At 63.4% G+C, this 21744-nt stretch carries 19 protein-coding genes; 7 read left to right on the forward strand and 12 right to left on the reverse strand.

The annotated features are described in order from the left end of the window. Positions 1-44: 44 nt before the first annotated feature. Positions 45-2651: a leucine--tRNA ligase gene (gene leuS / locus ACQ4OD_RS04375; protein WP_139668294.1), complete on the reverse strand. Its 2607-nt coding sequence runs from the start codon at positions 2649-2651 to the stop codon at positions 45-47. 237 nt (positions 2652-2888) lie between these two features. Between leuS and ACQ4OD_RS04380 the strand changes: the two genes are divergently transcribed. Both ACQ4OD_RS04380 and ACQ4OD_RS04385 read left to right on the forward strand, forming a co-directional pair. Continuing rightward, complete coding sequence (locus ACQ4OD_RS04380; protein WP_139668296.1) at positions 2889-3203, forward strand: hypothetical protein; 315 nt, start codon at positions 2889-2891, stop codon at positions 3201-3203. A 123-nt stretch (positions 3204-3326) separates the two neighbouring features. Further along, positions 3327-4088, forward strand: a complete 762-nt coding sequence (locus ACQ4OD_RS04385; RefSeq protein WP_198754769.1) for a YdcF family protein — start codon at positions 3327-3329, stop codon at positions 4086-4088. Between the two features lie 32 nt (positions 4089-4120). On the opposite strand, the gene lnt is transcribed toward ACQ4OD_RS04385, so the two are convergent. The 8 genes from lnt to ACQ4OD_RS04425 all read right to left on the reverse strand — a co-directional run bounded on the left by lnt (position 4121) and on the right by ACQ4OD_RS04425 (position 11639). After that, positions 4121-5638: an apolipoprotein N-acyltransferase gene (gene lnt, locus ACQ4OD_RS04390; protein ID WP_139668300.1), complete on the reverse strand. Its 1518-nt coding sequence runs from the start codon at positions 5636-5638 to the stop codon at positions 4121-4123. Between the two features lie 8 nt (positions 5639-5646). Next, a complete protein-coding gene (locus ACQ4OD_RS04395) occupies positions 5647-6486 on the reverse strand; it encodes an HlyC/CorC family transporter (protein ID WP_023630352.1) in 840 nt (279 codons plus the stop codon). Between the two features lie 26 nt (positions 6487-6512). Then, entirely contained in the window at positions 6513-6986 is a 474-nt protein-coding gene (gene ybeY, locus ACQ4OD_RS04400) for an rRNA maturation RNase YbeY (protein ID WP_023630353.1), read from the reverse strand. Further along, a complete protein-coding gene (locus ACQ4OD_RS04405; protein WP_139668302.1) occupies positions 6979-7977 on the reverse strand; it encodes a PhoH family protein in 999 nt (332 codons plus the stop codon). The genes ybeY and ACQ4OD_RS04405 overlap by 8 nt, the downstream gene beginning before the upstream one ends. A 180-nt stretch (positions 7978-8157) precedes the next feature. After that, positions 8158-8703: a tetratricopeptide repeat protein gene (locus ACQ4OD_RS04410; protein WP_139668306.1), complete on the reverse strand. Its 546-nt coding sequence runs from the start codon at positions 8701-8703 to the stop codon at positions 8158-8160. 199 nt (positions 8704-8902) lie between these two features. Beyond that, on the reverse strand, positions 8903-10186 hold the full coding sequence (hemL, locus tag ACQ4OD_RS04415; RefSeq protein ID WP_139668308.1) for a glutamate-1-semialdehyde 2,1-aminomutase: 1284 nt from the start codon (positions 10184-10186) through the stop codon (positions 8903-8905). A gap of 17 nt (positions 10187-10203) precedes the next feature. Then, positions 10204-10827, reverse strand: a complete 624-nt coding sequence (thiE, locus tag ACQ4OD_RS04420; protein ID WP_139668310.1) for a thiamine phosphate synthase — start codon at positions 10825-10827, stop codon at positions 10204-10206. 14 nt (positions 10828-10841) lie between these two features. Continuing rightward, complete coding sequence (locus ACQ4OD_RS04425) at positions 10842-11639, reverse strand: hydroxymethylpyrimidine/phosphomethylpyrimidine kinase (RefSeq protein ID WP_102684169.1); 798 nt, start codon at positions 11637-11639, stop codon at positions 10842-10844. A gap of 265 nt (positions 11640-11904) precedes the next feature. On the opposite strand from ACQ4OD_RS04425, the gene ACQ4OD_RS04430 reads away from it, so the two are divergent. Further along, the gene (locus ACQ4OD_RS04430; protein WP_430943933.1) at positions 11905-13896 is read left to right on the forward strand and encodes a sensor histidine kinase; all 1992 of its coding nucleotides are present in this window, start codon (positions 11905-11907) and stop codon (positions 13894-13896) included. 462 nt (positions 13897-14358) lie between these two features. Here ACQ4OD_RS04430 and ACQ4OD_RS04435 read toward each other — a convergent pair whose 3' ends face one another. Further along, positions 14359-15765: a PAAR domain-containing protein gene (locus ACQ4OD_RS04435; protein ID WP_430943934.1), complete on the reverse strand. Its 1407-nt coding sequence runs from the start codon at positions 15763-15765 to the stop codon at positions 14359-14361. Between the two features lie 290 nt (positions 15766-16055). On the opposite strand from ACQ4OD_RS04435, the gene ycaC reads away from it, so the two are divergent. The 4 genes from ycaC to ACQ4OD_RS04455 all read left to right on the forward strand — a co-directional run bounded on the left by ycaC (position 16056) and on the right by ACQ4OD_RS04455 (position 20824). Beyond that, positions 16056-16685 carry an isochorismate family cysteine hydrolase YcaC gene (gene ycaC / locus ACQ4OD_RS04440; protein WP_111533157.1) on the forward strand — a complete coding sequence of 210 codons (630 nt, stop codon included), beginning with the start codon at positions 16056-16058 and terminating at the stop codon, positions 16683-16685. A 309-nt stretch (positions 16686-16994) separates the two neighbouring features. Continuing rightward, positions 16995-18647 carry an acyl-CoA dehydrogenase family protein gene (locus tag ACQ4OD_RS04445; protein WP_430943935.1) on the forward strand — a complete coding sequence of 551 codons (1653 nt, stop codon included), beginning with the start codon at positions 16995-16997 and terminating at the stop codon, positions 18645-18647. Positions 18648-18724: 77 nt separating this feature from the next. Further along, on the forward strand, positions 18725-20188 hold the full coding sequence (gene amn, locus ACQ4OD_RS04450) for an AMP nucleosidase (RefSeq protein WP_023632409.1): 1464 nt from the start codon (positions 18725-18727) through the stop codon (positions 20186-20188). Positions 20189-20194: 6 nt separating this feature from the next. Next, positions 20195-20824, forward strand: coding sequence for a pseudouridine synthase (locus ACQ4OD_RS04455; RefSeq protein WP_430943936.1), 630 nt, complete (start codon positions 20195-20197; stop codon positions 20822-20824). A 23-nt stretch (positions 20825-20847) separates the two neighbouring features. On the opposite strand, the gene ACQ4OD_RS04460 is transcribed toward ACQ4OD_RS04455, so the two are convergent. Together ACQ4OD_RS04460 and ACQ4OD_RS04465 are read right to left on the reverse strand one after the other, a co-directional pair. Then, positions 20848-21051 carry a DUF2788 domain-containing protein gene (locus ACQ4OD_RS04460; protein ID WP_023631482.1) on the reverse strand — a complete coding sequence of 68 codons (204 nt, stop codon included), beginning with the start codon at positions 21049-21051 and terminating at the stop codon, positions 20848-20850. 53 nt (positions 21052-21104) lie between these two features. Further along, positions 21105-21581 (reverse strand): Lrp/AsnC family transcriptional regulator, encoded by a 477-nt coding sequence (locus ACQ4OD_RS04465; RefSeq protein WP_011535815.1) that lies wholly within the window; start codon positions 21579-21581, stop codon positions 21105-21107. Positions 21582-21744 lie beyond the last annotated feature (163 nt).

Raw genomic sequence — 21744 nt, forward strand, 5'->3', positions numbered from 1 at the left:
GACCGATTACGCCCGCCTGCAGGGTGTGCAGGCGGGCGTTGCCATCAGTTGGCGACGATGTTGACCAGTTTGCCCGGAACGACGATGACCTTGCGGATGGTCAGGCCGTCGGTGAAGCGCAGGACGTTCTCGTTGTTGCGAGCGGCGGCCTCGACTTCCTCGCGGCTGGCGGCGGCCGGCATCTCGACCTGGCCACGCAGCTTGCCGTTGACCTGTACCACCAGGGTCACGGTGTCCTGTACCAGGGCGCCTTCATCGACAATCGGCCAGTTCGCATCGATCACCGCCTGGTCGTGGCCCAGCTGCTTCCACAGCTCATGGGAGATGTGCGGGGTGATCGGTGCCAGCAGCAGGGTCACGGCCTCGAGGCCCTCCTGCAGCAGGGCGCGGTCCTGGGCGGTCGCCTGTGGCGCCTTCTCCAGTACGTTCATCACGGTCATCACCTGGGCGATGGCGGTGTTGAACTTGTGGTACTGGCCCACGTCGGTGCTGGCCTGCTTGATCGCGGCATGGATGGCGCGACGGATGACCTTCTGCTCGTCGCTCAGGGAGGCGATGTCCAGCGTGCCCGGCAGGCCTTGGGTCACGTGGGCCTGGGCCAGGCGCCAGACGCGGCGCAGGAAGCGGCTGGCGCCTTCGACGCCGGAGTCGGACCATTCCAGGCTCATGTCGGGTGGCGAGGCGAACATCATGAACAGGCGGCAGGTGTCGGCGCCGTACTGCTCGATCATCGACTGCGGGTCGACGCCGTTGTTCTTCGACTTCGACATCTTCTCGGTGCCGCCGATTTCCACCGGCAGGCCATCGGTCTTCAGGCGCGCGCCGATGATCTTGGCCTTGGCGTCACGCTCGATCTCGACGTCGGCCGGGTTGAACCAGTCCTTGCCGCCGTTGCTGGCGACGCGGTAGTAGGTTTCGGCGACGACCATGCCCTGGGTCAGCAGGTTCTTGAACGGCTCGTTGGAGGTGACCAGGCCTTCGTCACGCATCAGCTTGTGGAAGAAGCGCGCATACAGCAGGTGCAGGATGGCGTGCTCGATGCCGCCGATGTACTGGTCGACAGGCAGCCAGTGGTTGGCGGCTTTAGGGTCGACCAGGCCTTTATCGTAGTTCGGCGAGGCGTAGCGGGCGAAGTACCAGGACGACTCGACGAAGGTGTCCATGGTGTCGGTTTCGCGCTTGGCCGCGGTGCCGCATTTCGGGCAGGTGCACTCGTAGAACTCGGGCATGCGCGCCAGGGGCGAACCGGCCCCGTCCGGTACCACGTTTTCCGGCAGGGTGACGGGCAGCTGGTCTTCCGGCACCGGCACGTCGCCGCAGGACGGGCAGTGGATGATCGGGATCGGGCAACCCCAGTAGCGCTGGCGGCTGATGCCCCAGTCGCGCAGGCGGAACTGGGTGCGCGACTTGCCGAGGTCCTTGCGGATCAGCGCGGCCTCGATGGCATCGAAGGCGCCCTGGAAGTCCAGGCCGTCGAACTCGCCGGAGTTGATCAGCTGGCCATGTTCGCCGTAGGCGGCCAGCCACTCGCTGCCGACCTCGTCGCCGACGCTGGTGCGCACCACCGCCTTGACCGGCAGGTTGTACTTGTGGGCGAACTCGAAGTCGCGCTCGTCGTGCGCCGGCACGGCCATGACAGCGCCATCGCCGTAGTGCATCAGCACGTAGTTGGCGACCCATACCGGCAGCTTCTCGCCGGTCAGCGGGTGCTCGACGAACAGGGAAGTGGCCATGCCCTTCTTCTCCTGCGTGGCCATGTCGGCCTCGGCGACGCTGCCGCTCTTGCACTCGTCGATGAACGCCTGCAGCGCCGGGTTGCCCTGGGCGGCCTGGGTGGCCAGCGGGTGTTCGGCGGCGACGGCAACGTAGGTGGCGCCCATCAGGGTGTCCGGACGGGTGGTGAAGACTTTCAGGGTGCCCTCATGACCGATGCTCGCCTGGTCATAGGGGAACTGCACTTCCATGCCGCGGGACTTGCCGATCCAGTTGCGCTGCATGGTCTTGACCTGCTCGGGCCAGCCCGGCAGCTCGTCGAGGCTTTCCAGCAGCTCGTCGGCGTAGTCGGTGATGCGGAAGTAGTACATCGGGATTTCGCGCTTTTCGATAAGCGCGCCCGAGCGCCAGCCACGGCCATCGATGACCTGCTCGTTGGCCAGGACGGTCTGGTCCGCCGGGTCCCAGTTCACGGTGCCGTTCTTGCGGTAGATGATGCCTTTCTCGAACAGGCGGGTGAACAGCCACTGTTCCCAGCGGTAGTAGTCCGGCTTGCAGGTGGTGACTTCACGCGACCAGTCGATGGCCAGACCCAGGCTCTTGAGCTGGGTCTTCATGTAGTCGATGTTCTCGTAGGTCCACTTGGCCGGGGCGACGTTGTTCTTCATCGCGGCGTTTTCCGCCGGCATGCCGAAGGCGTCCCAGCCCATCGGTTGCAGGACGTTCTTGCCCAGCATGCGCTGGTAGCGGGCGATCACGTCACCGATGGTGTAGTTGCGCACGTGGCCCATGTGTAGCTTGCCGCTCGGGTACGGGAACATCGATAGGCAATAGTAGGTGTCTTTGCCTGGCTGTTCGGTGACAGCAAACGATTGTTGCTCGTCCCAGGCATTCTGGGCGGCGGCTTCTACATCACGGGGCGTGTATTGTTCGTGCATGGCTACTTTGTATTGAGAGATAAGAGACATGTTCCAGGCAGCTCGACCTCGCTGCGTCCGGCACTCCGGGATCTGCAAGAGTGAACGCCGTAGCATACATGAGCGCCGCGCATCGTGGGAAACCCTGATTGCATCGCCCGCCGCGCGGGCCGTTGGTCGCGGCGCCCGGCCGCTTTTACGAGTGACGCTAAGCTCATCTGTGGGGGGAGATATTCTTACCTTCAATGAGGTGAACGGATGGGAGAGTCGCAACTAACCGCAAGCAAACCGGAGCTTTACGAGCGCCTGATCGACCGTTTGGGCCTGGCACTGGAAGTGGCCAGAACCTCCGTGCGATTGCGCGACGAGATGCCTGCCGAACTGGAGTTGCGTGGCCTGAGCCATGCCGAGTTCGAGGTGATCAAAGCCTACCTGGAATCCCTCCCGGAAGGCCGATTTGCCAGTGCCGGTGCCTACCCGCAACCGGAGCCGTCCTCGGCCAGGATTGTCTGGCTCAAGGACCGCAGGCGCCCCGGCGCCCCAGCCAGCTCCAGGACATTTCCGTCCCGATAGCCGTTCAGGGTTGCAGGCGCGGCGACGCGCCGGTTTTCGCAATGCACGCATCGATCGGCGCCGGTTGCCCTTGAGGCCCGGTGCCGATCCTCTTAGGCTGCACGCCTTCCATGGAGGTGTGTGATGCCGATCCGCTTTTTCATCAAACAATGGTTGATGCCGCCTGGCGTCCTGTTCCTGTTGCTGCTGGCCGCCTGGTGGTGGCGCCGGCGCCGTCCGCGCCTGGCCGCGGCCTGTTTCACCCTGGGGCTGGGTGGCTTGTGGCTGATGAGCTTGCCACTGACGGTCGAGCAAGTTGCCCGAACCCTTGAAACAGAACCTGCGTTGGCCCTCGAGGGGTGGGCAGGCCTGGCATCCAGGGCCGACGCCATCGTGGTCCTGGGCGCCGGACGGGAGCGCGGCGATCCGGCCTGGGGTGGCCTTGATCAGCCAACCTACGTTGCCCTCGAGCGCATGCGCTACGCCGCGCAACTGGCCAAGGCCTCAGGGCTGCCGGTGCTGACCAGCGGTGGCTTGCACTATGGCACGCCGCCCAGTGAGGCCCAACTGATGGCTGACCGCCTGGAGGCGGACTTTGGCGTAAAGGTTTCCTGGAAGGAGGAAGCCAGCCGCACCACCTGGGAAAACGCCGAGTTCAGTGCCAAGGTATTGCAGCCTCTGGGTATCAAGCGGGTGGTGGTGGTGACGCAGGCCTGGCACATGCAGCGCTCGCGCTGGAGTTTCGAGCGGGCCGGGTTCGAAGTGGTGCCGGCGCCGGTGGGATTCCTGGGGCGGGATCATGCGCGGCCGTTCGCGGGATTGCTGCCGGAAAACCGGGCAATGTGGCAGAGCGGACAGTTGCTGAACGAGGCGGCGGGGTTAGTGGGGTATCGCCTGTTCTACTAAGTCTTGGGCCGCTACGCGGCCCAAGGGATGCTTCAGACGGTTCGCGCAATGCGCCCGGCCAGCAAGGCCCAGCCCAGCAGCAGCACGCAGACGATCGCCAGCGGCCACGAGCGCCATTGCAGGTACGGCGTCAGTTGCTGCATCGGCACCACCTCGCCGTACAGCACGGCCCGCTGGAACTGCGGGACCTGCGCGGTGATCCTGCCGAACGGGTCTATCAGTGCGGTCACGCCGTTGTTGGTGGCGCGGATCATCCAGCGGCCCGCCTCCAGCGCACGCATCTGGGCCATCTGCAGGTGTTGCAAGGGGCCGATCGAGGTGCCGAACCAGGTGTCGTTGCTGATGGTCAGCAGCAGGTCGCTGCGTGCGGCCAGGCTTGCGGCGAATTCGGGATAGACCACTTCGTAGCAAATGTACGGAGCGATCTGGTAACCCTTGGCCTGCAGCAATGGCTGGTCCTCGGGACCACGGGCGAAATCCGACATCGGCAAATTGAAGAACTCGATCAGGCCGCGCAGCATGTCCTGCAATGGAACGTATTCACCGAAGGGCACCAGCTTCTGCTTGAGGTAGGTGCCGTCGCCCTCGCCGGTCACGGTGATGCCGTTGAAGTAGCGGCGCTGGTGGTGGACCATCTGCCGCACTGGGACCCCGGTGATCAGCGCCGAATGCCGTTCGGCGGCGAAGGTACCCATCATGTCGATGTAGCCCTGGGCCTGGTCCTTGAGCACCGGCACGGCGGTTTCCGGCCAGATCAGCAGGTCGACGGGTTTCGAGCTGAAGCTCATGTCGCGGTACAGCGCCAGTTGCGCATTGACGTGCGCCGGGTCCCACTTCAGGTCCTGCTCGACGTTGCCTTGCAGGGCTGCCACCTTCAGCGGATCACCTGCCGGCTTGGTCCAGGCGTGATCCTTCAAGGCCAGGCCGATGATCCACGGCGCCGCCAGCAACACCGCACCAACAGCCAGGAACGAACGGCGCTCGCGCAGGCGATGGAGGTTGCACAGCAAGGCGGCAGTCAACGCCAGGGCGAACGAGATCAGCCACACGCCGCCCAACGGCGCCAGGCCCGCCAGTGGGCCATCGAGCTGGCTGTAACCTGCATAGAGCCAAGGGAAACCGGTGAGGAACCAGCCCCGGAAGGCCTCCTGCAGCAACCACAGAGCGGCAAAGCACAAGGCGTCTGCCAGCGGCGCCTCGTCGCGGCGCAACCAGCGTGCCCAAAGCCAGGCGGGCAGGGCGAAGAAGAAAGCCAGGCAGGCGAAGAATGCCAGCAGCAGCAGGATCGCCAGCAGCGGCGAGGCGCCGCCGTAGGTGTTCATGCTGACGTAGATCCACCAGGTGCCGGCGCCGTAGAGGCCGAAGCCGAAGCACCAGCCCCGGCCCAGGGCTTGTCGCGGGCTCAGCTCGCGCAGCCCGGCATAGAACAGCGCGAGGGACAGCAGGGCCAGCGGCCAGATGTCGAAGGGGGCCAGGGCCAGCAGGGTGGAGGCGCCGGCCGCCATGGCCAGCAGGTTACCGGGCCAGCCGGGGCGGGTGATCCAGCGCATGTTCGTCCTTAACGGTTGATCGGTGTCAGGCGTAGCAAGTGTATCCGGCGGCTGTCGGCATTGAGAATGCGGAAGCGGTAGCCGCCGATCTCGGTGGTTTCGTTACGTTTGGGCAAATGGCCGAACGCACTCATCACCAGGCCGCCGACCGTGTCGAACTCGTCATCGGAGAATTCGCTGTCGAAGAACTCGTTGAAGTTCTCGATCGGGGTCAGTGCCTTGACCAGGAAGTCGCCGCTGGGCAGCGGCTTGATGTAGCTGTCTTCCTCGACGTCATGCTCGTCCTCGATATCGCCGACGATCTGCTCGAGCACGTCCTCGATGGTCACCAGCCCCGCCACGCCGCCGTATTCGTCGATGACGATGGCCATGTGGTTGTGGTTGGCGCGGAACTCGCGCAGCAGCACGTTCAGGCGCTTGGACTCGGGCACGAAGGTGGCCGGACGCAGCAGGTCCTTGATGTTGAAGCTGTCGCCATTCTCCTTGAGGATCAGCGGCAGCAGGTCCTTGGCGAGCAGAATGCCGAGCACATCGTCGTGGCTCTCGCCGATCACCGGGTAGCGCGAGTGCGCGGCATCGATCACTGCCGGCAGGAACTCGCGGGGCGACTGGTTGGCCTTGATGCTGATCATCTGCGAACGCGGCACCATGATGTCGCGTACCTGCAGGTCGGCGACCTGGATGGCGCCTTCGACGATGGTCAGCGCTTCGCTGTCGAGCAGTTTGTTCTGATGGGCTTCGCGCAGCAGCTCAAGGAGCTCCTGGCGGTTTTTCGGCTCATGGGCAAAAGCCTGGGTCAGCTTACCCAACCAGGACTTCTGCCCGTTGCTCGATCGGTCTTCGCTCATGGCGGTTACTCGTGATCCTTGCAGTATCAGTGTGTGATTGTTTCGGTTTCGTCGTCGGCGTAAGGGTCCGGGTGACCCAGTTCCGCCAGCAATTGCCGTTCCAGCGCTTCCATTTCCTCGGCTTCATCGTCTTCGATGTGGTCGTAGCCGAGCAGGTGCAGGCAGCCGTGGATGACCAGGTGCGCCCAGTGCGCCTCCAGGGACTTGCCCTGTTCGGCGGCCTCGCGCTCGACCACCGGCACGCAGATCACCAGGTCGCCCAGCAGCGGGATGTCGAGCAGCTCGTCGGGGACGTCGGCGGGGAAGGACAGCACGTTGGTGGCGTAGTCCTTGTGCCGGTAGGTGTGGTTCAGCTCGCGACCTTCGGCGGCGTCGACCAGGCGGATGGTCATTTCCGAGTCGGCGCTGCGCTGGCGCAGGGCAAGTTCGCACCAACGGCGGAAGGCGGCGTCATCGGGGGCAGCGGCGTCCGTGGCCCGTTGCAGGTCGAGTTCAAGCATCTTTGCCGGGTGCCTCGGGCTTGGACTGACGGGCTTCGAAGCGGTCGTAGGCTTCGACGATACGCTGCACCAACGGGTGGCGTACCACGTCCTTGGGCTGGAAATGGGTGAAGCTGATGCCTGGCACGTCCTTGAGCACCTCGATCACATGGGCCAGGCCCGACTTGGTGCCGCGGGGCAGGTCGACCTGGGTGATGTCACCGGTGATCACCGCGGTCGAGCCGAAGCCGATGCGGGTGAGGAACATCTTCATCTGTTCGAGCGTGGTGTTCTGACTCTCGTCGAGGATGATGAAGCTGTTGTTCAGGGTGCGGCCGCGCATGTAGGCCAGCGGCGCGATCTCGATCACCTGGCGCTCGATCAGCTTGGCCACGTGCTCGAAGCCAAGCATCTCGTAGAGCGCGTCGTAGAGCGGGCGCAGGTACGGGTCGATCTTCTGGGCCAGGTCGCCGGGCAGGAAGCCGAGCTTTTCGCCGGCCTCGACCGCCGGGCGCACCAGCAGGATGCGGCGCACCTGTTCACGCTCCAGCGCATCGACCGCGCAGGCCACGGCCAGGTACGTCTTGCCGGTACCGGCCGGGCCGATGCCGAAGTTGATGTCGTTGGCCAGGATTTCCTTGACGTAGCGCTGCTGGTTGACGCCGCGCGGGCGGATATTGCCCTTGCGCGTGCGCAGCGAGACGCTGACTTCGTTGACGGCCGGATTCTCGATGTTCTCGATCGTCGACTCCTGGAGATAGAGGTGCACCGTTTCCGGTGACAGCTCGTTTGCCTTGGCTTCGCGATAGAGGCGGCGCAGCAGTTGCTCGGCGGCGGAGGTGGTCTTGGGCTCGCCGATCAGTTCGAACTGATTGCCGCGGTTGCGGATCTCGATGGCCAGGCGTTGTTCGATCAGGCGCAGGTGCTCGTCGAACTGGCCGCACAGGTTGGCGAAGCGATGGGCCTCGAAGGGCTCGAGGATAAAGCGATGGGGTTGTATGGGTGCGTTCAAGGTCGTTTTTAGCCGCTCGACGGCAATGAATGTGAACTCAAGAATAACCCTTGAGTGGCAGTGGCGAAAGCACTGAAACGATCAAGGGTCGCTCGGCAGCGTCCGATCCGTGCGTCAAAGCATGGCAGGGCAAGTTGACGAATCGATGATGCCGGGGCCAGCGCCGGGCCGGGCAACGGTTCAGGGAAGAGGAGAGAAAGGTGTGCGCCCTTCGGCGTTCTGCAGTTCCAGCAGGTATTTGCGGAAGATCTGGCCGAGTACCTGGGTAGCGTGCTCGAGCTCGTCGCGGGGCATCTGCTCGGTGACTTCGTCGGCCATGTCCAGGGCGTCTTCGGCACCGTTGACCGCGGCGATCTTGAGCAGGATGTAGGCTTGCACGTTGTTGGCCTTGACCCCTTCACCGTGGAAGAACATCGAGCCGAGACGATATTGTGCCTGCGCCTGGCCTTGCAGCGAGGCTTTCTCGAACCACTTGAGCGCGTTGTCGAGTTGGCGCGGCGTGCCGCTGTAGTAGAACTCGCCCAGCTCGTACTGCGCTTCGGCATCCCCTGACTGCGCGGTCTGCTCGCAGGCCTTCAGGGCATTCTGCAGGTCTTCGGGCGCGGTATCGAGGGCGCAGCGGCCCGTCGCTGGAATCAGCAACGAATTACCGCCCTCCGCCAAGGCCAGCAGGGGCTGAAGAAGCAACAGGCAGCCCAGGGTAAGGGCGCGGCCGGTGCGGTTCATGGGGATCGACTTACCTCTGCAAAGCTACGGCCAATGTCTCTGGTGGCACATTATGGGATAAGCAGCGCCTACCTTACAAAGATTTACGCGAATTTCTACAGACGGATTGGACGTGGCGGGCTGTGATGGGGTTCACAGGCTTGCTTGGTCCGGCCTGATCGTGGGGCAAGCCCGCGATCAGGCCGAGACAGGAACACCCTTACTTCAGTTTGGCAAACGCCCGCTCGGCCGCATCCAGGGTGATCTGCAGTTCCTTGTCGCCATGGGCGATGGAGGTGAAACCCGCTTCGAAGGCGCTTGGCGCCAGGTACACGCCGCCTTCGAGCATCAGGTGGAAGAAACGCTTGAAGCGTTCGGCATCGCTGGCCATCACGTCGTCGAAAGTGACGATATCGTCGGCGCCGCTGAAGTACAGGCCGAACATGGCGCCCGCCTGAGTGGTGACGAACGGGATACCCGCCGCATCGGCACGCTGTTGCAGGCCATCGAGCATGCGGCTGGTGAAGGCACTCAGTTCGTCATGGAAGCCCGGGCGGCTGATCAGCTTCAGGGTGGTCAGGCCGGCGGCCATGGCCAGCGGATTGCCCGACAGGGTGCCGGCCTGGTAGACCGGGCCCAGCGGGGCGATGCAGCCCATGATTTCGCGCTTGCCGCCGAAGCAGCCGACCGGCATGCCACCGCCGACGATCTTGCCGAAGGTCGACAGGTCGGGGGTGATGCCGTAGTGGCCTTGGGCACCGCCGAGAGAAACGCGGAAGCCGGTCATCACCTCGTCGAAGATCAGTACCACGCCGTGCTGGTCGCACAATGCGCGCAGGCCTTCGAGGAAGCCCGGCGCCGGCGGCACGCAGTTCATGTTGCCGGCCACCGGCTCGACGATGATGCAGGCCACGCTCTGGCCGACGTCGGCCAGGGTCTTCTCGACGGCGGCGATGTCGTTGAACGGCAGGGTCAGGGTGTGCTTGGCGAAGTCCGCCGGTACCCCAGCCGAGCTTGGCACGCCCTGGGTCAGCAGGCCGGAGCCGGCCTTGACCAGCAGGCTGTCGGAGTGACCGTGGTAGCAGCCTTCGAACTTGATGATGGCGTCACGGCCGGTGTAGCCACGGGCCAGGCGGATGGCGCTCATGGTTGCTTCGGTGCCGGAGCTGACCATGCGCACCATTTCCATCGACGGCACGATCGAGCACACCAGGTCGGCCATCTGGGTTTCCATGGCAGTCGGCGCGCCATAGGACAAACCGTGTTCCAACTGCTTGCGCACCGAATCCAGGACCTCAGGGTGGGCGTGGCCGAGGATCATCGGGCCCCAGGAACCGACATAGTCGACGTAGCGCTTGTCGTCTTCATCGATGACGTAGGCGCCTTCGGCGTGCTTGAAGAACAGCGGAGTGCCACCGACGCTCTTGAAAGCGCGAACCGGCGAGTTGACGCCACCGGGGATGTGTTTCTGGGCTTGGGCGAACAGGGCTTCGGAACGGGACATGGGATCTTCTCTCGAAATCAGCAAGCGAACAGGGCGTTGAAGGCGCGGGCGCGGCGGGTGACTTCCTGCGCGCTGTCGGCACCGAACAGGCCGTGGATAACCGCCAGCAAGTCGGCGCCATGGGCGACCAGCGGGGCGGCGTTGTCGAGGGTGATGCCGCCGATCACCGCGATCGGCAGCTTGACCTGGGCGCGGGCCTGCTCCAGCAGTTCGACGCTGGCGGCGGGCGCGCCCGGTTTGGTGACGGAATTGAAGAAGCGGCCGAAGGCGACATAGCTGGCGCCTTCGCTGGCGGCCTGCCGCGCGAGGTCCAGGCTGGCGTGGCAGGTCGAACCGATGATCGCCTTGCGGCCGAGCAAGGCGCGGGCCGGTGTGAGCGGGCCATCGGTCTGGCCGAGGTGCACGCCAACGCCCAGGCGGGCCGCCAGTTCGGCGTCGTCGTTGATGATCAGCTCGGTGCCGTAACGCTCACACAGCGTCTTCAGCGCTTCTGCCTCGCGCAGTCTGTGGGCGGTATCGTCGCTCTTGTCGCGGTATTGCAACAGGCGAACGCCACCTTCCAGCGCCGCTTCAACGTGGGAGAGGAAACGGCCGGCCAGCAGCTGGCTGTCGGTGATCGCGTACAGACCGCGGAGCTTCATCGGATGGCCTCGTGTCAGGAACAGAAATCCAGGGGCAGGCGGCGCGGCACGTACTGGCCCTTGCCCAGCTGTTCTGCGTCGCGCAGGGTGCGCCAGGTGTAGTCCAAGGCGCTGCGCACGGCGCTGGTCAATGCTTCGCCCAGAGCCAGGCGGCCCGCAAGGGCGCTGGCCAGGGTGCAGCCCGAGCCGTGGTAGCTCCCCGGCAGGCGTTGGCAGGTCCAGGTGTGCTGCTGACCGTCGCGGCTATACAGGCGGTTGTGGATTTCCACCTCGTCGCCGTGACCGCCGGTAATCAAAAGGTGCCTACAGAACGGCAGCAATTTCTCGGCGCACTCGTCCGCGGTGCCTTCGGGCAGTTCCGCCAGAATGCGTGCTTCCGGCAGATTCGGCGTGGCGATGGTGGCCAGCGGCAGCAGGCGTTCGCGCAGCGCGTAGCCGACCTCGTCCTTGCCCAGGCGGCCACCGCCACCGGCGCGCAGAACGGGGTCGCAGACCAGAGGCAGGTGCGGGTGGGCGGACAGCAGTTCGGCGACGGTGTCGACCATCTCGATCGAGCCGAGCATGCCCAGCTTCACCGCGGCTACCGGGGAGTCGGCCAGCACGGCGTTGGCCTGGGCCAGCACCCACTCGCGGTCAAGCACGCGGAAGTCGGAAACGTTGACGGTATCCTGCACGGTCAGGGCGGTCACGGCGGGTGCGGCGTGACAACCCTGGGCGATCAGGGCTTCGATATCTGCCTGCAGCCCGGCGCCACCACTGGGGTCGTGGCCGGAGAGACAGAGGACAACGGGGCGGGAGCTGTAGGTATTCATGGTCGGCGAGCTTATCACCAAACCTTTTTGTGCGGTTCGGTCGCGGCGAGAGAATTGCTGATCAAGTGGTCAGGTTGTGTTTGTTGGTGGTTCTGAAACGTGCGTCCTAGAGCCTCTGTATTGAAATTCAAAGTAGCTGCTGAGCAGTGCTGGAGGCTATGCTAGAGTGCTCGGATAACTCGATGAACGGGTTCTGCCGGATCACGTCGTCTCAAAGGGAAGGGAGGCAACCGCGACGCGACCGGACAGGCCATGCTGGGGCTGTATGCGCTATTTGCTGATTGTGCTTCTGGGCTGCTTGCCCCTGCTTGCCGGAGCGGTCGAATTCGACGACTCCACCGGGCGCTTGCCGCTGGGCCGCTACATGCAGGTCTATGAAGACCACGATGGCAGCGCCAGCATCGCTCAGGTCAGTACCGCCGCATTCGCCGGACGCTTCCATGCCCATCACGACGAGGTGCTCAACGCCGGCTATTCGACCTCCGTTTTCTGGCTCCGTGTCGATCTCGCCTATTCAGCCACATCTTCGCCAGCACCACGCCAGTGGTTGCTGGAGCTTGCCTACCCGCCGCTGGATCATCTGGAACTCTATCTGCCGGACGCGCAGGGCACCTATCGCCTGGCCCAGCGCACGGGTGATGCCTTGCCCTATGCCAGCCGGCAGATCCGCCAGAACAACTATCTGTTCGAGCTGCCGCTGCACCCCGGCCAGGCGACGACCGTCTACCTGCGCCTGCACAGCCAGGGTTCGATCCAGGCGCCGCTGACATTGTGGTCGGCCCAGGCTTATCTGGAAGACCAGCCCACGCGTCTTTACGTGCTGGGCATGATCTACGGCGTGCTGCTGGTAATGCTGGTTTACAACTTGTTCCTGTACCTCAGCGTGCGTGATGTCAGCTACCTGTACTACATCCTCTACATCGCCTCGTTCGGCCTGTACCAAGTCTCGGTCAACGGTGCCGGCATCGCCTACTTCTGGCCGGACAACCCCTGGTGGGCAAATGCCGCCACGCCATTGTTCATCGGCGCCGCCGGGTTGTTCGGCTGCCAGTTCGCCCGCCATTTCCTGCAACTGGGCAACCTCAGCCGTGTCTTCGACCGCCTGCTGAAGGGGTTGATGGCAGGTGGTGCGCTGGTGATGGTGCTGGCGGTGACCCTGCGTTACGGCGTGGCGCTGCGCATGGCCACGCTGCTGGCACTGTTGTTCACCGTGAGCATCTTCAGTGCGGGGTTGTATGCCTGGTGGCGTGGCTTGCGCGTTGCGCGCTGGTTCATCATCGCCTGGACGGCCTTCCTCGTCGGCGGGCTGGTCAACACCTTGATGGTGCTTGGGTACCTGCCAAACCTGTTCATCACCATGTACGCCAGCCAGCTTGGCGCGGCGCTGGAGGTGGCGCTGTTGTCGCTGGCCCTGGCCGACCGCATCAACAGCTTGCGCGAGCAGCAGGCGCAGACCCTGCGTGACACCGGACGCACCCTGGAGCAACTTAACCTGCAACTGGCCCGCAGCAACCGGCTCAAGGACGAGTTCCTCGCCACCGTGACCCACGAGCTGCGTACGCCGATGAATGGCGTGATTGGTTCGCTGGAACTGCTGTACACCCTGCCCATGAGCGCCGAGCAGGCCCAGTATCATCGCACCGCCAGGGGGTCAGCCCAGGACATGATGGCGATGGTCGACGATATCCTCATCCTCACCGAGCTGCAGGCTGGGCGCCTGCGTAACCATGGCATTGCGTTCAGCCTGCGGCGGCTGCTTCAGGAACTGCGGGCCGGTTATGCCAGCCAGGCGCTGGCCAAGGGCCTGTACCTGAGCCTGGACATCCCCGCCGACCTGCCCGACAGCCTGGTCGGCGATGCACAGAAGCTCGCCCGCTGCCTGGCGTGCCTGGTGGACAACGGGCTGAAATTCACCCACCAGGGCGGTGTCACCGTGCAGGCCCGTGGCCGGCGAACCGGACCTGACAGCCTGGCCCTGAGCCTCACGGTCAGTGACAGCGGCATCGGCTTCGACGACCTGGATCAGGCGGTGCTGTACCAGCGCTTCTTCCAGGTGGACGGTTCGATGACCCGGCGCTATGGCGGATTGGGGATTGGCCTGTCCATCTGCCGCCAGTTGAGCGAGTTGATCGGGGCCACGTTGTCCCATGAGTCGACGCTTGGGTTGGGGAGCCGCTTCGAGCTGACCTTGGATGTGGCGGTTGCCCAGGTGCAGATGCCGCCTGGGCGCGCGGTTTCTGGTGCGACGCGAGTCTGATTTGCACTCGCCTGCTGACAAGCTCGCGGGCCGACTGAATGATGGTTAGTGCAGTCCTTGTGAGGGGCTGTACTGTAGTTTCTGTGTGCTCCTCAAAACGCTAGTGCACCTATTATCAACCAGGCGAAGGATATCCAGCCCAGCCATGCAGATAAGACCATAATTTGTCTTATGTTTTTCGGGAGTTCGGCTACGTCTTTCTCATTGAGTAATCCTTTCCTTATAGATCTCTTTGAGATCGCCATGGCCCCGCATAGCTGAAAGATAATTAATAGTTTGGTTGTTCTACTGTGCCCGCTCCATGTATTTCTAACAGTGTCAAGGCACTGGCTTCTTTGTAGTGATGATGTTATTTCGTGAAAATTTCGCGATTTCGTTAGGTAGAGGTCTAATGCAAGCCCAGTTGCAGTTAAAATTATGGGTGGGGTCAGTAGGGTCAGTGTAACGATTGGCGCTAGTTTTTCATTCATTGTCGAATACCTCGTAAATCGCTTCCCCTATTATCTCCCCGAGCTTCATTCCCCCAACGCTGCCAGCCAGCGCACCGATACCTGTTACAACCAATGAGCATACAGGGGTACCTGGTCCGGTTACCCAGCAGGCTGTAACAGCGATTGCGCCACCCGCTTTCGCTCCAGCTATCCCCCCGGCGAACCCGACCGAAAAATTTCCTATTTCAGTAAACTGCGTTTTTCTGCAAGTGCCACTGCTGCCCGCTTGGCAGGCTTCGTAGATTTTAAGCGCTGAACCAGTGCCACCAACGGCAATTCCGACATTGCCGCCAGCCTTAAGGAATTTGGAGAGTCGTGCAAGCTTATTCAAATGTGTCGAGTAACCGGGTATTTGACCTGGCGCTCCCGCCTTACTCCAGTGGTGCATTAGGCTTTTCGAGGATATGCCCAAGTCACGCCGTAGCTTTTCATAATTGCCCAAGTTCATCCGCTTGTTGAGGAAAGTCGCTTTCAAATGTGTATCCAGTTGCTTGAACAATTTTTTTCGTTCAGCAAAAAACTCAGGGCTGCGCAGATGCATATACTTGGCAAATTGCGTTTGATGCAAATCTTCGATCTTTCGCAGTATTGAACCCAGCTCATCCAGTGATTTTGCCATCATCGCCTGGCTCACACCCATCGCCAGGCTCACATCACTGAGCAACCCGGCGATCTCAGCTTGATGGCGCATCATGAAGTCGGCTTCTTCCTCCGTCAGATCTGCCAATGCTTCCCGAGCCTGTTGCGCCGCGCTCATTGCGATCAGCTCTTCACGGGTGCAGACCGGCCGGCTCAGGCCGTCACCGATGACGAAGATCTCCCCCGCCTTGAACCCCTGCTGATAGGTCGGGTTCAGGCGCTCCAGGATAGATCTGGGGAGGTTGGCTTGCGGTGCACCAAGTTCAATCAGCACCTCCTGATACGTCATGCATCGCGGCACGATGTAGAAGCCAGGTTCCTGGCTTTGCTGTGTCATCGATGGCTGGACTGTCTGAGGCTGGTAGCCAGTCCTTTTCGGCGTGTTTGCGTAAGCCTGTACTGGCGCCTCTCTAGCAGCCGCCGCTGCAGGTGCAAGGCGCGGGGCTGGGAGTCGATCCAACGGTGCAACCACGCGATTGTCGCCCAAGGGGCAGCCACATTTGACCAGCGTGCCATCCACCGCTGTGGATACGCCGTTCTGCGTCCAGCAAGGCTCTCCTTCGATGATGGTTCCGGCCTCACCACAGCGCGGGCAAGCAGTGGTCTTGTCCCCTTCAAATAGCCAGGCGACGCCGCTCGAAAAGCCCATGGACTGGTTGGCGATGCAGATGGCACCTGTGGTGGTTTCGTCTCCGTCCAGGCCCTGACCCCGGCCGAAGATGCTGATGCGCAAGCCCATGGCTCACCTCATGTTGAACATGGAAGCCTGGAACCTAGCAGTCTTGAGGCGCGCATTTTCAGGGCGAGGGCGGTTTGGGAAATGCCCTACAAGCAATAAAGATTTGGATGTCATTCACCTCTACGGCGTGGGTGCGGGCGATCGAATTGCCTGCTCAAGCATCGTTCATAAAACGGAACGCTAAAGCCAAAAACCACTATCTACCGCTCCAAAAGTGGTGGTTTTAATCTTCTCCCATCAACGCGAAACACCCAACTTACTGAAAATCAAAACCCTTAGGAGCTACCGCCATGACCAACTTCAAATACAACCGCCTGAACAAAGACGACGCCGCTGTCCTGCTGGTCGACCACCAGGCTGGCCTGCTGTCCCTGGTCCGCGACATCGAGCCGGACCGTTTCAAGAACAACGTGCTGGCCCTGGCCGACCTGGCCAAGTTCTTCAACCTGCCGACCATCCTCACCACCAGCTTCGAGCAAGGCCCAAACGGCCCGCTGGTACCTGAGCTGAAGGAACTGTTCCCGGATGCGCCGTACATCGCCCGCCCAGGCCAGATCAATGCCTGGGACAACGAAGACTTCGTCAAGGCGGTGAAGGCCACTGGCAAGAAGCAACTGATCATTGCCGGCGTGGTGACTGAAGTTTGCGTAGCCTTCCCGGCGCTGGCCGCCCTGGAAGAAGAGTTTGAAGTGTTCGTGGTGACCGATGCTTCCGGCACCTTCAACGAAATGACCCGTGATGCTGCCCATGACCGCATGAGCCGTGCCGGTGCCCAGCTGATGACCTGGTTCGGCGTGGCCTGTGAGCTGCACCGCGACTGGCGCAACGACATCGAAGGCCTTGCAGCGCTGTGCTCCAACCATATTCCGGATTATCGCAACCTGATGACCAGCTATAACGCGTTGACTGCAGGTAAGTAATAGCAGCAGATTTTTGGTTCAAAAGGCCGACCCCGATGGCGGGGTCGGCCTTTTTCGTTTGGCTGTGTAATGGCTGCGATGTGCCCGTCTTGAGGTCGTGTCAGGGCAGACAGGTGCATGCCTTGATGGTTGTGCTGTCTGTGAGACCGAGCGCCGCGCGGGCGACGCTCGGTCTCACAGGCGCTGAACCTGTTGTGGTGAACCCTTGGCGGTCCTGGGCCACATGTTTAGTCATTATTGTCACTTTGACTGACCCGCTGGGAGTGCTTCACTGGGCCTTTCAGGCATGCCCGGATTCAGGAGCTCCCGATGAACCTGCACCAGTACGCTGAAACCCACGAAGTCACCAACCAGCCGCCGTCCCTCGACGGTGCCAACCTCTACCGCCTAGACCAGCCCTTGCAGGAGTGGTCGCGGCGTTTCGGCGCCGGCTGGGCCGAGTCGCGGATCGATGCCTACGGTGCCCTGGCCGGTGGGCCGCTGATGACGGCGGGTTTCCTGGCCAATGCCCACAAGCCCGAGTTCAGCAACCATGACCGCTATGGCCACCGCATCGACTTGGTGGAGTTCCACCCCGCGTATCACCAGTTGATGCGCACCGCCGTCGAGCACGGCTTGCCCTCGCTGCCCTGGGCCGAACCTCGCTCCGGTGCCCACGTGGCCCGGGCCGCGATGACCTACTTGCACAGCCAGGCCGAAGCCGGTACCGGCTGCCCGCTGACCATGACCTTCGCCGCCGTGCCGGCCCTGCGTCTGCAACCTGAGCTGGCTGGCTACTGGCTGCCCAAGGTCCTTGCCCGCGAATACGACCCGCGCAATGTCGGCGACCGGCACAAGGCCGGCGTCACGATCGGCATGGCCATGACCGAGAAGCAGGGCGGTACCGACGTGCGCGCCAACACCACCCGCGCTTACCCGGTCGGCGCGCCCGGGCCGGGCCAGCCCTATGAACTGGTGGGGCACAAATGGTTCTGCTCGGCACCCATGTGCGATGCCTTCCTTACCCTGGCGCAGACCGACAAGGGCCTGAGCTGCTTCCTGTTGCCGCGCCACCGCCCTGACGACAATCGCAACCAGTTCTATATCCAGCGTCTGAAAAACAAACTGGGCAACTGTTCCAACGCCTCCAGCGAAGTGGAGTTCCGTGGCGCCCTGGCGTGGATGGTGGGCGAGGAGGGGCGCGGCGTGCCGACCATCATCGAAATGGTGGCCATGACCCGCTTCGACTGCATGGTCGGCTCCAGCGCATTGATGCGCCAGGCCCTGACCCAGGCCGCGCATCACTGTGCCCACCGCAAGGTCGGTGGGCGCGTGCTGGCCGAGCAGCCCTTGATGCAGAACGTGCTTGCCGACCTGGCCCTGGAAAGCGAGGCCGCATTGGCCCTGAGCCTGCGCATGGGCCAGGCGCTTGATCGGCTCGACGACCCGCAGCAGGCACATTTCGCCCGCCTGGTGACGGCCGTGGGCAAGTACTGGATCTGCAAGCGCGCCCCCGGGATGATCAACGAGGCCGCCGAGTGCCTGGGCGGTGCCGGCTACGTCGAGGACAGCATCCTGCCGCGGCTGTACCGCGAGGCGCCGGTCAACTCGACCTGGGAGGGCTCGGGCAATGTGCAGTGCCTGGACGTGCTGCGCGCCTTGTCGAAGGAACCGGGTGTGCTGGAGGCGCTGTTTACCGAGCTGGGGGACGGGCATGGCGACCCACGCCTGGCGGCGTTCATCGGCAACCTCAAGGGCGCGTTCGCCGATACCGGCGATATCCAGTATCGCGCCCGGCAACTGACCGAGGACATTGCCGTGGCGTTGCAGGCCAAGCTGTTGCTGGAGGCGGGCAACGCCACGGTGAGCGACGCGTTCATCGGCAGTCGGCTGGGCGGCGGCGGTCGCGTGTACGGCGCATTGCCGCGCGGGGTTGATGCTGCGGCACTGGTAGCCAGGGCCACGCCGGTGTGGGCCGGGTAACGCCATCGCGGGGGTGTTTTTACCCTGCAACGCAGGCAAGATGGTTGTCATGCATTCCATAAGACAGGAAGCCCAGCGTGAGCCAAGCGTTTGTAGTCGTTGATACCCCCGAACAGGCCGTCGACCGTCTGGCGGCCTTGCATGAACAGGCCACCGGTGCCCTGAGCCAGGCCCTCAAGCGCTACCTGAAAGACCGCACCGAGCCCGGTGACGAAGAACGCGCGCTGTTTCGCTACCCGGCCCTGCGCCTCATCTATTCCAGCCAGGGTGAAGTCGCCGCGACCACGCGTGCCTACGCCAAGGTCCAGGTGGATGGCACTTACAGCGTAACTGTCACCCAACCTGCGGCGTTCCGTGGTTATCTGCTCGAACAGCTGCGCCCGTTGATGCACGACTACACCGTGACGGTGGAAGTCGGTGTCAGCGAACAGAACATTCCTTACCCTTACGTGGTTGACCAGGGCGATGAGCTGGCGGGCAGCGGCATCACCGCGGCGCAACTGGCGCGGGTGTTCCCCAGCACCGACCTGTCGGCGGCCACCGACAACACCGCCGATGGCCTGTACGACTGGGAAAGCGCCGAAACCCTGCCGCTGGCGCTGTTCGACGCCGCCCGCGTGGACTTCTCCCTGCGCCGCCTGGTGCACTACACCGGCAGCGACTGGCGGCACATGCAGCCATGGATCCTGCTGACCAACTACCATCGCTACGTCGACCAGTTCATCGCCCATGGCCTTGAGCAACTGCGCGAGGACCCACGCTTCGTGCGCATGGTCCTGCCGGGCAACGTGGTCATCGAGAAGGGCATGGACAACGGCGAGGCCCAGGCCCTGGTCGCCAGCGTGGTCTGGCACCGCTACCAGATGCCGGCCTACCACCTGATCGCCGCCGACGGCGATGGCGTGACCCTGGTCAACATCGGCGTCGGCCCGTCCAACGCCAAGAACATCACCGACCACCTGGCGGTGCTGCGTCCGCACTGTTGGCTGATGATCGGCCACTGCGGCGGCCTGCGCCAGTCGCAGACTATCGGCGACTACGTGCTGGCGCATGCCTACATGCGCCGCGACGGCATCCTCGACCGGGTCGTGCCGCCGAACATCCCGATCCCGGCCCTGGCCGAGGTGCAGCTGGCGTTGCAGGAAGCGGCCGCGCAGGTCACCGGCGAACGTGGCGAGCAGCTCAAGAAGCGCCTGCGCACCGGCACCGTGCTCACCTACGACGACCGCAACTGGGAGCTGCGCTGGGCACAGGAGCGCCCGTTGATCAACCTGTCCCGTGCCGTGGCGGTGGACATGGAAAGTGGCACCATCGCGGCCCAGGGTTACCGCCTGCGTGTCCCCTACGGCACCTTGCTGTGCGTTTCCGACAAGCCGCTGCACAGCGAGATCAAGCTGCCGGGGTCGGCCAACGCCTTCTACAACCGCGCGGTCAGCCAGCACCTGAAGATCGGCATCGCCGCCCTCGACCTGCTGCGCACCGAGCTCAACTCGCTGCACTCGCGTAAACTGCGCAGCTTCGATGAGCCGCCGTTCCGCTGAGGATCCATGCCCCTGCCACCCCGTAGCACCCCGCGCCGCCCTGCGGCGCGAACCACCGGCCCGCGTCGCCAGCCCAAGGCGCCGCCGGCCGAGCCGCGCCTGATCCTGTTCAACAAACCGTTCGATGTGCTCACCCAGTTCAGCGACGGCGAGGGGCGCGCCACGCTCAAGGATTTCATCAACATCCCCGGCATCTACCCGGCCGGGCGTCTGGACCGCGACAGCGAAGGCCTGCTGCTGCTGACCAACGACGGGCGCCTGCAGGCGCGGATCGCCGACCCCAAGCACAAGCTGGCCAAGACCTACTGGGTGCAGGTGGAGGGCGAGCCGAGCGAGGAGCAGCTACAGCGCCTGCGCGAGGGCGTCGAACTCAACGACGGGCCCACGCTGCCGGCGCAGGCACGTCTGCTCGAGGAGCCCAAGTTGTGGCCGCGCAATCCGCCGGTACGTTTTCGCAAGAGCGTGCCGACTGCCTGGCTGGAGCTGGTGATCCGTGAAGGCCGTAATCGCCAGGTGCGGCGGATGACGGCGGCGGTGGGGCTGCCGACCTTGCGTCTGGTGCGGGTGCGTATCGGTGATTGGACGATCGAAGGGTTGGAGCAGGGGCGATGGCGGGAAGTGGCGGCGAAGCTGTAGTCGCCGCCCCGGCGTTGGGGTCGTCAGACCCCTTCCAGAAACCCCACGACCACGCTCTTGATAATGAACGCCAGCACGCCAAGGCCCAGCACAAAGAACAGGATCAGCGTGCCAAAGCGCCCCGCCTTGGACTTCTTCGCCAGGTCCCAGACGATGAAGCCCATGAAGGCGATCAGCACGGTGACGAGGATGATCATCATCCACTCTTCGAATACGGCGGGATCCATCGGTTCACTCCAGGCAAGCGCAAAGCCCGATCATACGCCGGGCGCGCAGGGATTCAACGCAGGTGGGTCAATGGCAGCTCGGTGCTGGCCAGCACCTGGTTGAGCACGAAGCTCGAGCGCACGCTGGTCACTCCTTCGATACGGGTCAGGCTGCCCAGCAGCAGTTTCTGGTAATGGTCCATGTCCGGCACCACCACCTTGAGCTGGTAGTCGGCGTCCATCCCGGTGACCAGGCTGCATTCGAGGACCTGGGGCAGGCTGCGGATCGCCGCCTCGAAGGTTTCGAAGCGTTCAGGGGTGTGCCGGTCCATGCCGATCAGCACATAGGCTGTAAGGCTCAGGCCGAGTTTCTTGCGATCCAGCAGGGCCACCTGGCGCGAGATGTAGCCGTCGTCCTCGAGCTGCTTGACCCGGCGCGAGCAGGGGGACGGCGACAAGCCGATGCGTTCGGCCAGTTCCTGGTTGGAGATGCGCGCATCGCGCTGCAATTCGGCGAGGATGCTCAGGTCGTAGCGGTCGAGCTTGCTCATGGAAAGGACCTTTTCTGTTCAGATTGCGGCGAATTATCGATCCTGAGTGAAAAATTGCGCAAGCGGTATTTATCAGAGCAATCTTCGCAATCCTCTGCCCCAGCGTCTGCCCTATCTTTATCACCAGAATCACTGCCCGGACATCAGTCCACGGCGACGCGCC

It is taken from the genome of Pseudomonas sp. WC1 (assembly GCF_050586565.1).
Taxonomy (GTDB): Bacteria; Pseudomonadota; Gammaproteobacteria; order Pseudomonadales; family Pseudomonadaceae; genus Aquipseudomonas.

Coding starts and splice junctions, on each gene's coding strand:
- leuS (WP_139668294.1), bottom strand. CDS start 2,651: ATGCACGAACAATACACGCCCCGTGATGTAGAAGCCGCCGCCCAGAAT.
- ACQ4OD_RS04380 (WP_139668296.1), top strand. CDS start 2,889: ATGGGAGAGTCGCAACTAACCGCAAGCAAACCGGAGCTTTACGAGCGC.
- ACQ4OD_RS04385 (WP_198754769.1), top strand. CDS start 3,327: ATGCCGATCCGCTTTTTCATCAAACAATGGTTGATGCCGCCTGGCGTC.
- lnt (WP_139668300.1), bottom strand. CDS start 5,638: ATGCGCTGGATCACCCGCCCCGGCTGGCCCGGTAACCTGCTGGCCATG.
- ACQ4OD_RS04395 (WP_023630352.1), bottom strand. CDS start 6,486: ATGAGCGAAGACCGATCGAGCAACGGGCAGAAGTCCTGGTTGGGTAAG.
- ybeY (WP_023630353.1), bottom strand. CDS start 6,986: ATGCTTGAACTCGACCTGCAACGGGCCACGGACGCCGCTGCCCCCGAT.
- ACQ4OD_RS04410 (WP_139668306.1), bottom strand. CDS start 8,703: ATGAACCGCACCGGCCGCGCCCTTACCCTGGGCTGCCTGTTGCTTCTT.
- hemL (WP_139668308.1), bottom strand. CDS start 10,186: ATGTCCCGTTCCGAAGCCCTGTTCGCCCAAGCCCAGAAACACATCCCC.
- thiE (WP_139668310.1), bottom strand. CDS start 10,827: ATGAAGCTCCGCGGTCTGTACGCGATCACCGACAGCCAGCTGCTGGCC.
- ACQ4OD_RS04425 (WP_102684169.1), bottom strand. CDS start 11,639: ATGAATACCTACAGCTCCCGCCCCGTTGTCCTCTGTCTCTCCGGCCAC.
- ACQ4OD_RS04430 (WP_430943933.1), top strand. CDS start 11,905: ATGCGCTATTTGCTGATTGTGCTTCTGGGCTGCTTGCCCCTGCTTGCC.
- ACQ4OD_RS04435 (WP_430943934.1), bottom strand. CDS start 15,765: ATGGGCTTGCGCATCAGCATCTTCGGCCGGGGTCAGGGCCTGGACGGA.
- ycaC (WP_111533157.1), top strand. CDS start 16,056: ATGACCAACTTCAAATACAACCGCCTGAACAAAGACGACGCCGCTGTC.
- ACQ4OD_RS04445 (WP_430943935.1), top strand. CDS start 16,995: ATGAACCTGCACCAGTACGCTGAAACCCACGAAGTCACCAACCAGCCG.
- ACQ4OD_RS04455 (WP_430943936.1), top strand. CDS start 20,195: ATGCCCCTGCCACCCCGTAGCACCCCGCGCCGCCCTGCGGCGCGAACC.
- ACQ4OD_RS04460 (WP_023631482.1), bottom strand. CDS start 21,051: ATGGATCCCGCCGTATTCGAAGAGTGGATGATGATCATCCTCGTCACC.
- ACQ4OD_RS04465 (WP_011535815.1), bottom strand. CDS start 21,581: ATGAGCAAGCTCGACCGCTACGACCTGAGCATCCTCGCCGAATTGCAG.